Below are 13,738 nucleotides of genomic sequence, written 5' to 3'. Positions count from 1 at the left end.
TTTTTTGAGTTTTTACGTTTTTCTTAAGAGGATATTCGTTTTCTCTTTACTTTTTATCAGGTTTCGATACAATGAACCTATAGTGAGTAGCAAAAGTGAGGTGTAGCTAATATGGAAATGGAACATATCAATGAGAACACCATTCGTGTATTGATCAAAAGTGAAGACTTAGCTGCGAGAGGCATCACTTTTCTTGACCTTCTAGGAAATCACAATGAAATTGAAAACTTCTTTTACAGTATTCTTGAAGAAGTTGATATTGACGAAGAATTTAAGGGCAGTGAAGCTGTAACTTTCCAAGTCTTGCCTAAAGGCGATGGGTTAGAATTGTTTATTAGCAAAAATCTTCCACCAGAAGGAATGGAAAATTTTGATGAGATGAACGATGAAGCGAATGAAGACATTACCGACATGTTGAAAAAGCATGTGGCGGCTCAATTACAAGAGTCGGAGCAAGCAGAAGACATCGGCAATCGTTTTGTATTCGAGTTGTTGCGATTCGAAGATATGATTCAATTGGCATCCGAAGTATATTTGGATTCCGTTGCAACCAATCTTTACCAAATGGGTAACCATTATTATATTGAAATTCGATTCATGGATGCAGAGGTTACTGATATTGAAGTGGAAAATGCACTTTCTTATTTGATGGAATTTGCCCAACGGACATCAGTGACGCCAGAGGTTTTATCTGAATATGGTCAGTTGATCATGGAAAACGATGCACTTGAATTGACTCGTTTCTACTTCAAGAATGATTAATGAATGAAATTCATTTCCAGCCAAGAACATGTTGCTAATGTTCTTGGCTTTTTCAATTGTGTTTGATGAAAATGGCGTATCTTTTATTGAGGTGAGTTAGATGCTGAAAGCATTGAACCAAAGAAAAGAAGTCATTGCAGCGAAAGGGAGAAAGAAAGCATCAGGTCCTTTTTATTGCCCAGGGTGTCACCAAGAAGTGACTTTGCGGCAAGGAACCAAACGACAGCCCCACTTTGCCCATCAAGCAACTGCTGATTGTCAGACTTACAGCGAAGGGGAGACGAAGGAACACTTGGAAGCCAAACAACTATTGTTTGAATGGTTTCAAGATACAGGGATTGAGATCGAAGCCTTTTTGCCTAAACTCCAACAGCGTCCTGACCTTTGTTATAAGAATATCGCCATTGAAGTACAGTGTTCTTCCCTCAAGTTTTCACGATTTCTTGAAAGAACCAGCACGTATTTAGCAAACGGCTATCGACCATGGTGGATCTTAGGGGAGAAATTGCATCCGAAACGCCAATGGTCACTTTTGGCAAAAGCCTGCTGTAGTTATCAGGCAACTGGTTTTTGTTTGTGGCTGATTGATACGCAAAATCAATCCTTAATGAAGTTAGAACAAATCAACTGGCACTATCAAGAAGGAGTCAGCAGTCAACAAAGCGATGCTCGAAAAGGGGCGCCTTACCATAAAGAAACTCTTCGCCCTTTGTGCAAAGGACAAAGATCAAACCATCACCGTCCTTCTGAGTGGCTTGCTGCAGACTATCAGGTATGGTTGATACAAAAACTGCGAAAGAACCTGCCAAAAATCCGTGTGATCCAAGAAATATTGTATCCGTTAAAAGGCAATGTCTCCCAGCTGCCTATGTGGTGCTATTGTAAAAGCAGCTTTGGCATTTTATTTGAGCATCGAATATTGGTTTTTCGCTTTCTTTATTTAAGTGACTGTCCACTTCGTTTTGATCAATGGGTAGCACGGCTGCGGCAGCTGGATTGGCAATGGCAATTCCCGTTACTGGATCAACGGGAAATTTTGCGCGGACTCTTTCAAGAATGCCAATATTTAGAAAATTCGGTTTCTTTTTAAGCCAATGATTTGGTTTCACTGAAAAGTATGATAAGATATTTTTAACCAATGAACAAGGAGTGAAGGGAATGTCAGAAACAAAACAATTACCAGCACGTGAATCGATTCCAGTCGAAAAAACGTGGGACTTAACGAAAATCTATGCCGATGATGCGGCTTTTGACATAGAATTTCAAGAGATCCAAGCACAAGTCAAAGAAGCAAGTCGTTACCAAGGCACTTTAGCCGATGGGCCGCAAGCCTTCTTATCCGCATTAGAATTTGTTTTAGCGCTTTCTCGTCGTTTAGAGAAACTCTATGTATACAGTCATTTGAAAAACGATCAAGATACTGCCAATACGACGTATCAAGGCTTGTATGCAAAAGCAAGTAACTTGGTTGCGCAAGTAAGTGAAGCCGTTGCTTGGTTTGATCCTGAGCTATTGACAATGTCTGATGAAACGATTTGGGGCTATTTCGATCAAGAGCCGAAACTAGCTGTTTATCGTCATATGATCGAAAAAACCATCAACGAGCGTCCACATGTCTTGCCAGCGGAGCAAGAAGCGTTATTAGCTGGTGCTGGCGAAATTTTTGGGGCACCTGGCAACATTTTTTCTGTTTTAAACAATGCTGATTTGGATTTTCCAGTAGTTGAAGACGAAAACGGGGAAAAAGTGCAGTTATCTCATGGTGTATACGGTGAGTTGATGGAAAGCACGGATCGGTCTGTCCGTGAAGCAGCCTTTAAAGGGCTTTATGGTGTCTATGAGCAATTCCGCAATACCTTTGCCCAAACATTAAGCACCAATATCAAAGCCCATAACTTTAAAGCAAAAGCCCGCAAATTTGATTCGGCACGGCAAGCCGCTTTGAGTGCTAACCACATTCCTGAAAGTGTCTACGATACATTAGTGGATGTCGTCAATCAGCACCTGCCATTGTTGCATCGTTATATGGCATTAAGAAAACGCCTGTTGGCTGTCGATACGTTGCATATGTATGATGTTTATACGCCGATTTTAGGGGAAGCACCCATTCGATATACCTATGAAGAAGCGGTCGAAAAAGCGAAAGAAGCGTTAAAACCATTAGGTGAAGAATACCTTGCGGTGGTTGAAGAAGCCTTCAGCAATCGGTGGATCGATGTCGTTGAAAACAAAGGCAAACGCAGTGGCGCGTATTCTTCTGGTGCCTATGACACGCTGCCATATATCCTGATGAACTGGAATGATCGATTGGATCAACTCTTTACTCTTGTTCATGAAATGGGACACAGTGTGCATAGTTACTTTACACGTAATAACCAGCCTTATGCCTATGGGGATTATTCGATCTTTTTAGCGGAAATCGCTTCAACCACCAATGAAAATATTTTGACAGAGTATATGCTGCAGACTGAAACAGATCCACGGGTCAAAGCTTATATCTTGAATCATTTTCTCGATGGCTTCAAGGGAACGATTTTCCGTCAAACGCAATTTGCCGAGTTTGAACACTTCATGCACGTGGAAGATGCGAAAGGAACACCGTTGACCAGTGAGTTCTTAAGCGAGAACTATGCCGAGTTAAATGCAAAATACTACGGACCTTCTGTTGAAAAAGATCCTGAGATTCGTCTTGAGTGGTCACGCATTCCGCATTTCTATTACAATTACTATGTTTACCAGTATTCAACCGGATTTTCGGCAGCTTCTGCTTTAGCGAAGAAAATCTTAGCAGGTGAACCAGATGCCTTAACCAACTATTTGAACTATTTGAAAGCTGGACGCAGTGATTATCCAATCGAAGTCATGAAAAAAGCGGGCGTCGATATGACAAAAGCAGATTATATTGAAGACGCGATGAAAGTATTTGAGCAACGCTTGAATGAATTGGAAGAACTCGTCAAAGAAATTGAAGCATAATTGAAAAGCGAACCAATCCGTGAAGGATTGGTTTGTTTTTTTGTTTGTCCACAATAAAAAACGCTGCGCAGCGAGCCAAATACAAGATCATCGTTTGGCTCGCTGCGCAGCGTCGCTATTGAATAGGGTTTCATAAAAGAATCAACCCGCTATCAATTTCATGAATAGTGGAAAGTTTTGGTGCTTTCAAAGACTGAGCTTTTTGCAAAAATGTATCGAGTTCTGTTGCTGTACCACAGACGAGCGGAAGACTTCTCAGTTCCTCTGATCCTTCTAAAAGGACCCCATATTCTTCTTCACTTGAAAAATCATACACCACAGCAGAGGGTGTGATCGTGATGCCCATATCTTTGGCTACACGCTGATCGGTGGCAAAGTTCTTTTTCACTAGCTCAGAGGATCGATCTTCTAGGAACATCTCTAAATCACCATTCGTTTCAGAAAATAATTCTTTCACTAAGGCATCGCTATATTCTTGTCTTTCGATCCCTATCCGTTGTTGCAGTTTCAACAAGAAATCCCGCGCAATTTTTTTTCCTTGCAACTGAGCTGCCTTATAGTCCAGTGATGCAGCATAGATTTGGTTGGTCTGTTCATTTCGCAAGACCAAATCCGCCTTATTCATGGACAAATAGTCCATTGAGACACCTACGGAAAACAAGTTAACGAAAGGTAGAATCTGCAAATGGATTTTTTTGCGGCTGGTGTTTAATTTATTGAGAATCTCTTTTTCGATATCATAACAAATAGGCCCAATCGGATTAATAAATAAAAACAGTTCGATCATTTGAATCTCTCCCCAATTAAGATTCTTTTGTACCTTGAAAAACAAAATAAGTATGTTTTATTAAATATAGCAAAAAAACGCGAAAAAAGTAAGCAAAAGGACAGCTTACTATGATTTTTCTTCAACGGCTCGGATGATCTTGTTTTTCGCTGGTCGATAAGGAACGCCAAAGAAACGTAACAAGGAGTGAAAGGCATCTTTCCCTTTAATCGGCTCGTTGACTTCTAACTCCAACTCATAATCATGCTGTTGACCATACCAGCTTTCATCTAACGCGAGCAATCCTTCTTCAATCGGAAATTCCGCCCGTTTCGTTTTTAATGCTGCGATCATACGTAACGTGTCAGGATCGATACCTGCCGCTCTTAGGCGCTGAGCAACGATACCCGTAGGTAGAATTTTTTCTGAAGCAATCAATGAAGCTGCGGACGTTTTCGTTAAAGGATCAGTCGTCTCTAATAACCCGTGCTCAATGGGGGTTTTTAGCGTTAATTCCGCATTGGTAGCAGTCGTGCGAATACGCAAGCCAAATTGCTTATCCCGCAGCTTATGATCTGCCGTATCAAAATAGTAATTGGTTTGTATCTTAAATGCTTCTTCTGACAAATTGTAATAAGCAAGCAGCTGGTGGTATTCTTTTTCCGTCAACATCGTCTTGTATTCGATCTCTACTTGTTCGCCCATCGTTTCTCACTCTCTTTCTATTGCAACCATAGTGTACGCTGTTTCAGCTATTCCGTCAAAGAAACCAAACAAAGAAAAGCTGAGACGTTGGGGAGAGACAAAAAATCTTTTGTTTCTGCTCTTCTGTTCATTCAGTTTTATTCCAAGAGTATGGTAGAATAAGAGGTATGTTATGAACAGAATCGAGGGAGAAGAATGATTCGTGATTGGGAAGAATTCTTAGCGCCTTATGAACAGGCGGTTTCAGAATTAAAAGTAAAATTAAGAGGCATACGAAAACAATATCGGGAACAAAACAAGCATGTTCCCATTGAATTTGTCACTGGGCGGGTCAAGCCAGTGGATAGCATTTTAACGAAAAGTAAATTACGTGGGATTGCTTTGGATCGGCTTGAAGAAGAGATGTCTGATATCGCTGGCTTGCGAATCATGTGTCAATTTGTGGAAGACATTCACCAAGTCGTTGAACTCTTACGAACACGCAAAGACATGAAAGTGATCATTGAACGGGACTATATCACCAATAAAAAAGCCAGTGGCTACCGTTCGTATCATCTAGTGATCGAATATCCCGTTCAACTGATCGACGGGGAAAAAATTATTCTAGCTGAGATTCAAATTCGGACACTAGCGATGAATTTTTGGGCAACGATCGAACATTCACTAAACTACAAATACCAAGGGGAATTTCCCGCAGAAATCAGTGAACGACTGCGTCGGTCGGCAGAAGCCGCCTATCAGCTAGATGAAGAAATGTCCAATATCCGTGAAGAGATCCAAGAGGCACAACGGTTATTTTCACATGGGAAAGGCAAGCGAGGCGGACATGATCAGAACCCGTTGCCAAAGGGGGAAACGGAATGAAAGGTATCCGCGTGGCAATCGTCCATAATCAAGAAAGCAAGTCGGTAGAAGTGACAAAGCGTTTAACTACGCTTTTAGAACAGTCAGAAAATAAGATCGATCAAGACAATCCTGAATTAGTGATTTCTGTTGGGGGAGATGGCACGCTCCTTTCTGCTTTTCACTTGTACAATCATAAGTTGGATCAAGTACAGTTTTTAGGCGTCCATACGGGTCATCTCGGCTTTTACACGGACTGGCGAGATTATGAATTGGAAGAACTAGTCGAGTCATTATGCAATGACCATCAAAAAAGCGTCAGCTATCCGTTATTAGATGTCCGCATCACGTATGCGAATGGAAAATCAGACAAGCATTTCCTAGCATTGAATGAATCAACGATCAAGCGCGGCAATCGAACGATGGTTGCCGATATTTCTATTAAAGAAGACCTCTTTGAAAAGTTTCGCGGCGATGGCTTATCGATCTCAACGCCCACCGGCTCCACTGCTTATAACAAGAGTGTTGGAGGGGCAGTCTTGCACCCAAGTATCAATGCCTTTCAATTGGCAGAGATTGCTTCGTTGAACAATCGTGTCTTTCGAACCCTTGGTTCGCCGATCGTCGTGGGTCACCATGAATGGGTCAAAGTACAACTGCAGCAAAGTACCGACTATTTAGTGACGATCGATCAGTTTACCATTGAACAAGAAGAAATCGATGCTATCTATTACCGTATTGCCGATGAACGGATTCATTTTGCGTCTTATCGGCATATGCATTTTTGGAATCGGGTCAAAGATTCCTTTATTGGAGAAGAATAAACCCATGGAATTTACGTATCACTATACTGGACAAGGACAGCAAGTCAAATACTTTTTGAAGGAACAAGGGGTGTCCAAAGGACTATTAGCAAAAATCAAATTTCAAGGCGGAAAGATATTTGTCAACGATCACGAGCAAAACGTCTTGTTTTCTTTGGCGCAAAATGATAGGGTAACTATTGTAATTCCTCCTGAAGGGGAACATGAGACGATGCTGGCTGACCCGACACCGATTGAGATCGTGTATGAAGATGCCCATCTGTTAGTCGTGAATAAGCCAGCAGGCATCTCATCGATCCCAGCGCAATATCATCCGACTGGCACGATGGCCAATCGCGTCAAGGCCTACTATCAAGCGCAGCACTATGAAGATCAAGTGATTCATGTAGTCACGCGGTTAGACCGTGACACATCAGGATTGATGCTTTTTGCAAAACATGGGTTTGCCCATGCGAAGCTGGATAGCCAGTTGCGAAAGAAGCAGGTCGTAAAAAAATATCAAGCCCTCGTTGCTGGTGAACTGCCCGCACTTTCTGCCCATGGTGAGATTGAGCTGCCGATTGCTAGGGACCTGACGTCACTATTGAAACGCAAGGTCAGTGACGAAGGAAAAGAAGCACGGACGGAGTATTGGCTAAAACAACGCAATTCAGATTGCGCTTTAGTTGATATTCAGTTACACACAGGCAGGACACATCAAATAAGGGTCCATTTTTCTGCAATCGGTTGTCCCTTATTAGGAGACGAGATGTATGGCGGTACAATGGCTCTTGGGATCAAGCGACAAGCTTTACACTGCTGTCAGCTGCAATTTCAGCATCCCTTTACGAATGAACCGTTGGCTTTTAAGCTGCCCTTACCAGCAGACATGGCCGCTGTTTGCTCAGCCATGGATAGGCAATAACAAATGAGGTGAAGAGATTGGATGAAAATCAAGAATTAACTGAACGGTTTGATCAACTGAATCAAGCATTAAAAGACAATGATATCCAGGGATTTCGTGAGGCGTTCTTGGATCTGCATATCTACGAGCAGGGTCAGTTCTACCAATCTCTAGAAGCAGCCGATCGACAAATCGTCTATACGTATCTTTCCCCGAAAGAATTGGCAGACATGTTTGACGTCATTGAAGAAGATGATGAACACATGGTGGACTATCTTTCAGAGATGCGCCCTGCCTATGCGGCTGATATGTTGGCGCAAATGTATACCGATAATGCGGTTGACCTGCTGAATACTCTGGATAAAAAACAAACAGCAAAATATTTGAGTTTGATGACCGCTGAAGCTGCTAGCGAAATCAAAGAGCTGCTGCATTATGAAGATGAAACTGCTGGATCGCTGATGACTACCGAGTTTGTTTCCATTGTTGCCAACCAAACGGTTCGTTCAGCGATGTATGTCTTAAAAAATGCAGCAGATGTTGCCGAGACGATTTACTATATTTACGTCGTGGATACTGATAATAAGCTTGTGGGCGTTATTTCTTTAAGAGACTTGATCATCAATGATGAAGATACCATGATCGCTGATATTTTGAACGAGCGGGTGATGTCGGTCCATGTTGGAGATGACCAAGAGGATGTCGCTCAGACCTTCCGAGATTATGACTTTCTCGCATTGCCAGTCACCGATTATGACGATCACCTATTAGGGATCGTGACCGTCGATGATATCATCGACGTTATCGATGATGAAGCAGCCAGTGACTACTCTGGTTTGGCAGGGGTCAATGTGGAAGAAGTCAGTGAGAACCCGATCAAAGCGTCTTCGAGACGCTTGCCTTGGCTTATCACCTTACTCTTTCTCGGAATGGCCACCGCCAGTCTGATCAGTCATTATGAAGAGTTGGTCAGCGAAGCAAGTATTCTCGCTGTTTTTATCTCACTGATCACTGGGACCGCCGGTAATGCTGGTACCCAATCCTTAGCCGTAGCCGTTCGTCGTCTGGCGATCAATGACGACAAAGAAAACAGCTTTATGAAGACGGTGGTCGGTGAAGTGCTGACGGGACTGTTCACAGGTGCCATCACGGGATTGACGATTTTTGCTATCGTAGCTGTCTGGAAACAAAATCCGATTCTAGGGTTTGTGATTGGGATGGCGATGATGTGTGCCATCACAGTAGCCAACTTAGCGGGAAGTTTGATCCCGATGCTGATGGACAAGCTGGGGTTTGATCCAGCAGTGGCAAGTGGTCCGTTTATCACGACCCTTAGCGATTTGACCAGTGTTTTGATCTATTTCAACATTGCCAGTCTTTTTATGAACTATTTTATTCAATGAAAAAAGAGCAAGCCGATAATCTTCCTTCAAAGGAAGATCATCGGCTTGCTCTTTAATTTTTTGGTTTTGGCAATACCCCAGAAGGAGAGACACCATAAAGTTTTTTAAAAGACTTGCTAAAGTGATAAGCATCCTGATAGCCCACAGCAGAGGCGACTTCTTTGATCGTGAGGTTTTCATTTTTTAACATGTCTTTGGCACGCTTTAAGCGAATCTCAATCAAGTAGTTGATGGGACTGACACCCGTCGCCTCTTTAAAAATCTTTGAAAGGTACGTCGGGCTGAGAAATTGATCCTGTGCGAGCTTCTCTAACGTGATTTCTTCTTTGTAATGATTTTCCAAGTAATAGACCGTATAGTTGACGATCTGTTGTTGTCGTCGTTGGCTTTTGGAAAGGTAAGGCACGACATTGATATGGTCTTCATTTAGTCCACGTAAAATGTAGACGAGCATCTCCATCAAAACAGCCTTTTGCATCAATTGAAACTCATCCCGCTCTTCACTGCTTTCTCTCACCAACTGCCAGGCTTTTTCCAAAACTTGATGATGGTATTTGCCTAGCTCCAACAAGGGGTGTTTGTTCGGGAAAAAATTCCGTTTAAACCCTTCCAAAGAAATATTTTTTAAACCAATATGCAGCTGATGGGAGCGAGTGCCCTTAGGCTGCAATTCGCAGTGATCGACGCCAGGATTGAAAAGCATGACGCTGCCAGCGCGGATTTTTTTCGCTGGTTCTTTTTCAAAATAATAGGTACTTTCTCCTTCTAATAAGACGCTGATTTCTAAAAAGTCATGATGGTGCATTTCGCCATGACTTTCTGATTGCGTCCATGGGTCAAAGAGATAGATGATTTCTGGATTAAACGTGCGAGGGTTAACTAAATTCATGGCTGATTCACTCCAATTGGGTGCTTATTTCCTGTAAAAAAAGGGAATGGTGCTTCTTACTAATATTTTACATCAAAATGAGTAAGAAAAACCATTCAAATCGCTTTTCAAAACGCTAAGCTTAACAACGAGAGGGGGAATTAGATGAGTAATACACAATGGATCTGGCGCTATGCCAAAAAGAATCGGGGCAAAATCATATTGGCAGTCCTGTTTTTAGTGATCAATGCAGCGCTGATCATTGTTAATCCGTACTTGGGAGGAATGGTGATCGATGATGTCATCAATCAGCAAAAAACGCACTTATTGATTCCATTATTGTTGATCATGATCGCAACGACCGTCATTCGTACCATTGTCCGCTACAGTTATCAAATTTTATTTGAACGGGTCGGGCAAAATACGCTATACGATTTACGGGAAGATTTGTATCAGAAGCTGCAAGAATTGGATTTCGACTTTTTCAATCACACTCGTGTGGGAGATATTATGGCACGGATGACTGGTGATACCGACGCCATTCGCCACTTTGTTTCTTGGGTGACCTACAATATCGCTGAATGTATCTTATGGTTCTTTTCAGCGGTGGTGGTTATGAGCTTTATTGATTGGAAATTGATGTTGGCGCTGGTGGCTGTCACACCGATCATATTTCTGTTGACCAATCGCATGTCTAAGAAAGCACACCCGTTGTTTTTTGACATTCGTGAGAGCTTTTCGCGCTTGAATTCAATGGTGGAAGAAAATATCGGCGGCAATCGAGTGGTGAAAGCTTTTGCTCGTGAAAATTTTGAGATTGAAAAATTTCGCTCCTACAACGAAGATTTTAAGACCCGCAATATGGCATCTGCCAAAGTATCCCGTACCTATCTGCCATGGCTTGATGGCTTAGCAGGAAGTTTGTCAGTCATTGCCTTGATTTTGGGTGGGATCTTCGTCATCAACGGCGAGATGACATTAGGGGATCTTGTTGCGTTTAATGGCTATCTTTGGATGTTGAATAATCCTATGCGTATGAGTGGTTGGTTGATCAACGACGTTCAGCGATTTTCCGCAGCCTGTATCAAAATTCGGCAAATGTTGGCGCAAGAATCGAAAATTCCTGTTCATCAACAAGAAAAATTAGAGCCAATCAAAGGATTTGTAGAGTTTAAAGATGTTTCCTTCCACTTTTCGGATGATCCGAATCAAAATGTGTTGGAAAACATCAACTTCAAAATTGGCCCTGGCCAAACGTTAGGGATCTTAGGGGAAACTGGGTCAGGGAAAACGACGTTAGTGAATTTGGTTGGACGCTTTTATGATCCCACTGAAGGGGAAGTATTGATTGATGGAAAAAACGCCAAAGAGTATCCCGTGCGCCAAATGCGGGAAAACATTTCAATGGTGATGCAAGATGTCTTCTTGTTTTCCAATACCATCTCCGACAACATTGCTTTTGGAAATCCTTTAGCTGATGAAGGCTTTATTCGGCAAATGGCGGTAGTCGCTGATGCAGATACCTTTATTTCTCGGATGCCTCAAGGCTATGAAACGATCGTGGGCGAGCGAGGTGTGGGGCTTTCTGGCGGACAAAAACAACGGATCTCCCTAGCACGGGCCTTAGCCAAAGATCCATCGATCTTGATTTTGGATGATACGACGTCTGCCGTCGATATGGAGACAGAATCGAAGATCCAACAGGAGCTGACAAAATTAACAGGAGAGAAAACGACGTTTATCATTGCGCATCGGATCTCCTCTGTTCGAGAAGCCGATCAGATTCTGATGATGGAAAAAGGACGAGTCGTTGAACAAGGGACCCATGAAGAACTTGTCAGTCTGCGGGGCAAATACTACGAAGTGTATCAAAAACAATTAGGCTTGTCAGGAGGTGAAGACGATGGCGAGAAATAAATTTGATGTGGATGAGGAATTAGACCAGGAGTTTAGCTGGAAGGATTTCAAACGCTTGTCACAATATGTCGTTCCTTATAAAAGAAGTATTGCGAAAGTACTATTTACGATCATTCTGGCAAACTTAGCAGGAATGCTGGCGCCCGTTTTCACAAAGATCGCGATCGATTCATCGATTCCTGAGAAAAATGTCAACCAATTGCTGCTTCTAGGAGCTGCCTTTCTAGTGACCTTGATCGTTATCGGCGTCTGCATGCGTTACCGTATCTACCATATCACGAATATTGGTCAAGACGTATTGAAGGATATGCGCTTTGATATTTTTGAACATCTGCAGCGACTGCCTTTTTCTTATTTTGATACAAGGCCCCACGGCAAGATCTTGATTCGCATCGTAAACTATATCAATACACTGAGTGACCTATTGAGCAACGGCCTGATCAATTTGATCTCGGATGTTTTCAACGTCATCATCACCTTAATCTTTATGTTTGCGATCGACTTCAAATTGACCTTGTATTCCCTTGCGTTGCTGCCAATTTTGTTCATCATGGTGATGGTGATCAAGAATAACCAGCGCAAAGCCTATCAGGTGTTGAGTAATAAACAATCCAATCTAAATGCTTACATTCATGAAAGTATTGCTGGTATCAAGATTACTCAATCCTTTGCGCGAGAAGAAGAAAATGCTGAGATCTTCCAAGAAGTCAGCAATGATTACCGGACTTCATGGATGAAAGCTGTCAAAATTCAGTTTCTGATGTGGCCAGGGGTGCAAAACATTTCAGTCATTACGACTTGTTTGATTTATTTTGTCGGCATTCGTCAGATCGGTGTCGATGTCAGCACAGGTACTCTGATCGCTTTTATCAGTTATATCAATAATTTCTGGAATCCAGTCATCAATATCGGGAATTTTTATAATTCTTTGATTACAGCAACAGCCTATCTTGAACGAATTTTTGAAACGATGGATGAAGTCCCAGATATCGAAGACAAACCAGATGCAAAAGTATTGCCAACGATGAAAGGGACCGTTGATTTTGAACATGTGACCTTCCGATACGAAGAAGGAAAAAACATTCTTTCTGATGTTAACTTCCACATTGAACCTGGGGAAAGTATTGCTTTGGTTGGCCCTACTGGTGCAGGGAAGACCACGATCATCAACTTGCTGAGCCGCTTTTATGATGTCAATGAAGGCAGTGTTAAAGTGGATGGGATGGACGTTCGTGACGTGACGCTGGAATCGCTGCGCTCACAAATGGGTGTCATGCTGCAAGATACCTTTATTTTCTCAGGAACGATCATAGAGAATATTCGCTATGGAAAATTAGATGCGACAGAAGAAGAGATCATCGAAGCAGCGAAGATCGTCCGTGCCCACGACTTTATCACGGAGTTGAAAGACGGCTATCAAACCGTCGTCGAAGAACGAGGAAGTACTTTATCTGCAGGGCAACGGCAACTGATTTCCTTTGCCCGAGCGTTGTTGGCTGATCCAAAAATTTTGATCTTAGATGAAGCGACCTCAAGTATCGATACGAAGACAGAAGAATTGCTGCAAGAAGGATTGTTGAAGCTGTTAGAAGGCAGAACCTCATTTATCATCGCTCACCGACTGTCCACGATCAAAAATTCTGATCGAATCTTTTACGTGGCAGGGGGGACGATCGCTGAATCGGGTAACCATGATCAGCTAATGGCACAAAAAGGCTTGTATCACCATTTGTATCAATCACAATACGACTTATTGCAAGCGATCTAAAAGAATCCCCACAAACGATAGAA

At 42.3% G+C, this 13,738-nt stretch carries 12 protein-coding genes; 9 read left to right on the top strand and 3 right to left on the bottom strand.

The genetic code is table 11. The annotated features are described in order from the left end of the window. Nucleotides 1–111: 111 nt before the first annotated feature. The 3 genes from ACTW1R_RS10365 to pepF all read left to right on the top strand — a co-directional run bounded on the left by ACTW1R_RS10365 (nt 112) and on the right by pepF (nt 3,738). Entirely contained in the window at nt 112–762 is a 651-nt protein-coding gene (locus tag ACTW1R_RS10365) for an adaptor protein MecA (RefSeq protein ID WP_005229698.1), read from the top strand. Between the two features lie 100 nt (nt 763–862). Next, nucleotides 863–1,852 (top strand): competence protein CoiA, encoded by a 990-nt coding sequence (locus ACTW1R_RS10360; protein ID WP_074932954.1) that lies wholly within the window; start codon nt 863–865, stop codon nt 1,850–1,852. Between the two features lie 68 nt (nt 1,853–1,920). Beyond that, nucleotides 1,921–3,738 (top strand): oligoendopeptidase F, encoded by a 1,818-nt coding sequence (pepF, locus tag ACTW1R_RS10355; RefSeq protein WP_074932951.1) that lies wholly within the window; start codon nt 1,921–1,923, stop codon nt 3,736–3,738. A gap of 130 nt (nt 3,739–3,868) precedes the next feature. Here pepF and ACTW1R_RS10350 read toward each other — a convergent pair whose 3' ends face one another. Further along, the gene (locus ACTW1R_RS10350; protein WP_271814507.1) at nt 3,869–4,525 is read right to left on the bottom strand and encodes a ClpXP adapter SpxH family protein; all 657 of its coding nucleotides are present in this window, start codon (nt 4,523–4,525) and stop codon (nt 3,869–3,871) included. Nucleotides 4,526–4,633: 108 nt separating this feature from the next. Continuing rightward, the gene (locus ACTW1R_RS10345; protein ID WP_142964753.1) at nt 4,634–5,209 is read right to left on the bottom strand and encodes a CYTH domain-containing protein; all 576 of its coding nucleotides are present in this window, start codon (nt 5,207–5,209) and stop codon (nt 4,634–4,636) included. A gap of 195 nt (nt 5,210–5,404) precedes the next feature. On the opposite strand from ACTW1R_RS10345, the gene yjbM reads away from it, so the two are divergent. Genes yjbM through mgtE form a run of 4 tightly spaced genes read left to right on the top strand, consistent with a single transcriptional unit; the run spans nt 5,405 to nt 9,162 of the window. Then, entirely contained in the window at nt 5,405–6,073 is a 669-nt protein-coding gene (gene yjbM, locus ACTW1R_RS10340) for a GTP diphosphokinase (RefSeq protein ID WP_005229708.1), read from the top strand. Nucleotides 6,074–6,078: 5 nt separating this feature from the next. Further along, nucleotides 6,079–6,876: an NAD kinase gene (locus ACTW1R_RS10335; RefSeq protein WP_026008090.1), complete on the top strand. Its 798-nt coding sequence runs from the start codon at nt 6,079–6,081 to the stop codon at nt 6,874–6,876. A 4-nt stretch (nt 6,877–6,880) separates the two neighbouring features. Beyond that, a complete protein-coding gene (locus ACTW1R_RS10330; RefSeq protein WP_074932946.1) occupies nt 6,881–7,780 on the top strand; it encodes an RluA family pseudouridine synthase in 900 nt (299 codons plus the stop codon). A 17-nt stretch (nt 7,781–7,797) separates the two neighbouring features. Next, nucleotides 7,798–9,162 (top strand): magnesium transporter, encoded by a 1,365-nt coding sequence (mgtE, locus tag ACTW1R_RS10325; protein ID WP_010749430.1) that lies wholly within the window; start codon nt 7,798–7,800, stop codon nt 9,160–9,162. A gap of 52 nt (nt 9,163–9,214) precedes the next feature. Here mgtE and ACTW1R_RS10320 read toward each other — a convergent pair whose 3' ends face one another. Further along, nucleotides 9,215–10,051, bottom strand: a complete 837-nt coding sequence (locus tag ACTW1R_RS10320) for an AraC family transcriptional regulator (RefSeq protein ID WP_010749431.1) — start codon at nt 10,049–10,051, stop codon at nt 9,215–9,217. A 144-nt stretch (nt 10,052–10,195) separates the two neighbouring features. Here ACTW1R_RS10320 and ACTW1R_RS10315 point away from each other — a divergent pair, with 144 nt between their 5' ends. Next, a complete protein-coding gene (locus ACTW1R_RS10315) occupies nt 10,196–11,947 on the top strand; it encodes an ABC transporter ATP-binding protein (protein ID WP_010749432.1) in 1,752 nt (583 codons plus the stop codon). Beyond that, entirely contained in the window at nt 11,934–13,715 is a 1,782-nt protein-coding gene (locus ACTW1R_RS10310) for an ABC transporter ATP-binding protein (RefSeq protein ID WP_016610838.1), read from the top strand. The genes ACTW1R_RS10315 and ACTW1R_RS10310 overlap by 14 nt, the downstream gene beginning before the upstream one ends. Nucleotides 13,716–13,738: the final 23 nt, after the last annotated feature.

It is taken from the genome of Enterococcus sp. R12 (genome assembly GCF_058135755.1).
This window is presented reverse-complemented; position numbering and strand designations above follow the sequence as displayed.

Coding starts and splice junctions, on each gene's coding strand:
- ACTW1R_RS10330 (WP_074932946.1), top strand. CDS start 6,881: ATGGAATTTACGTATCACTATACTGGACAAGGACAGCAAGTCAAATAC.
- ACTW1R_RS10345 (WP_142964753.1), bottom strand. CDS start 5,209: ATGGGCGAACAAGTAGAGATCGAATACAAGACGATGTTGACGGAAAAA.
- ACTW1R_RS10360 (WP_074932954.1), top strand. CDS start 863: ATGCTGAAAGCATTGAACCAAAGAAAAGAAGTCATTGCAGCGAAAGGG.
- yjbM (WP_005229708.1), top strand. CDS start 5,405: ATGATTCGTGATTGGGAAGAATTCTTAGCGCCTTATGAACAGGCGGTT.
- pepF (WP_074932951.1), top strand. CDS start 1,921: ATGTCAGAAACAAAACAATTACCAGCACGTGAATCGATTCCAGTCGAA.
- ACTW1R_RS10315 (WP_010749432.1), top strand. CDS start 10,196: ATGAGTAATACACAATGGATCTGGCGCTATGCCAAAAAGAATCGGGGC.
- ACTW1R_RS10365 (WP_005229698.1), top strand. CDS start 112: ATGGAAATGGAACATATCAATGAGAACACCATTCGTGTATTGATCAAA.
- ACTW1R_RS10320 (WP_010749431.1), bottom strand. CDS start 10,051: ATGAATTTAGTTAACCCTCGCACGTTTAATCCAGAAATCATCTATCTC.
- ACTW1R_RS10350 (WP_271814507.1), bottom strand. CDS start 4,525: ATGATCGAACTGTTTTTATTTATTAATCCGATTGGGCCTATTTGTTAT.
- ACTW1R_RS10310 (WP_016610838.1), top strand. CDS start 11,934: ATGGCGAGAAATAAATTTGATGTGGATGAGGAATTAGACCAGGAGTTT.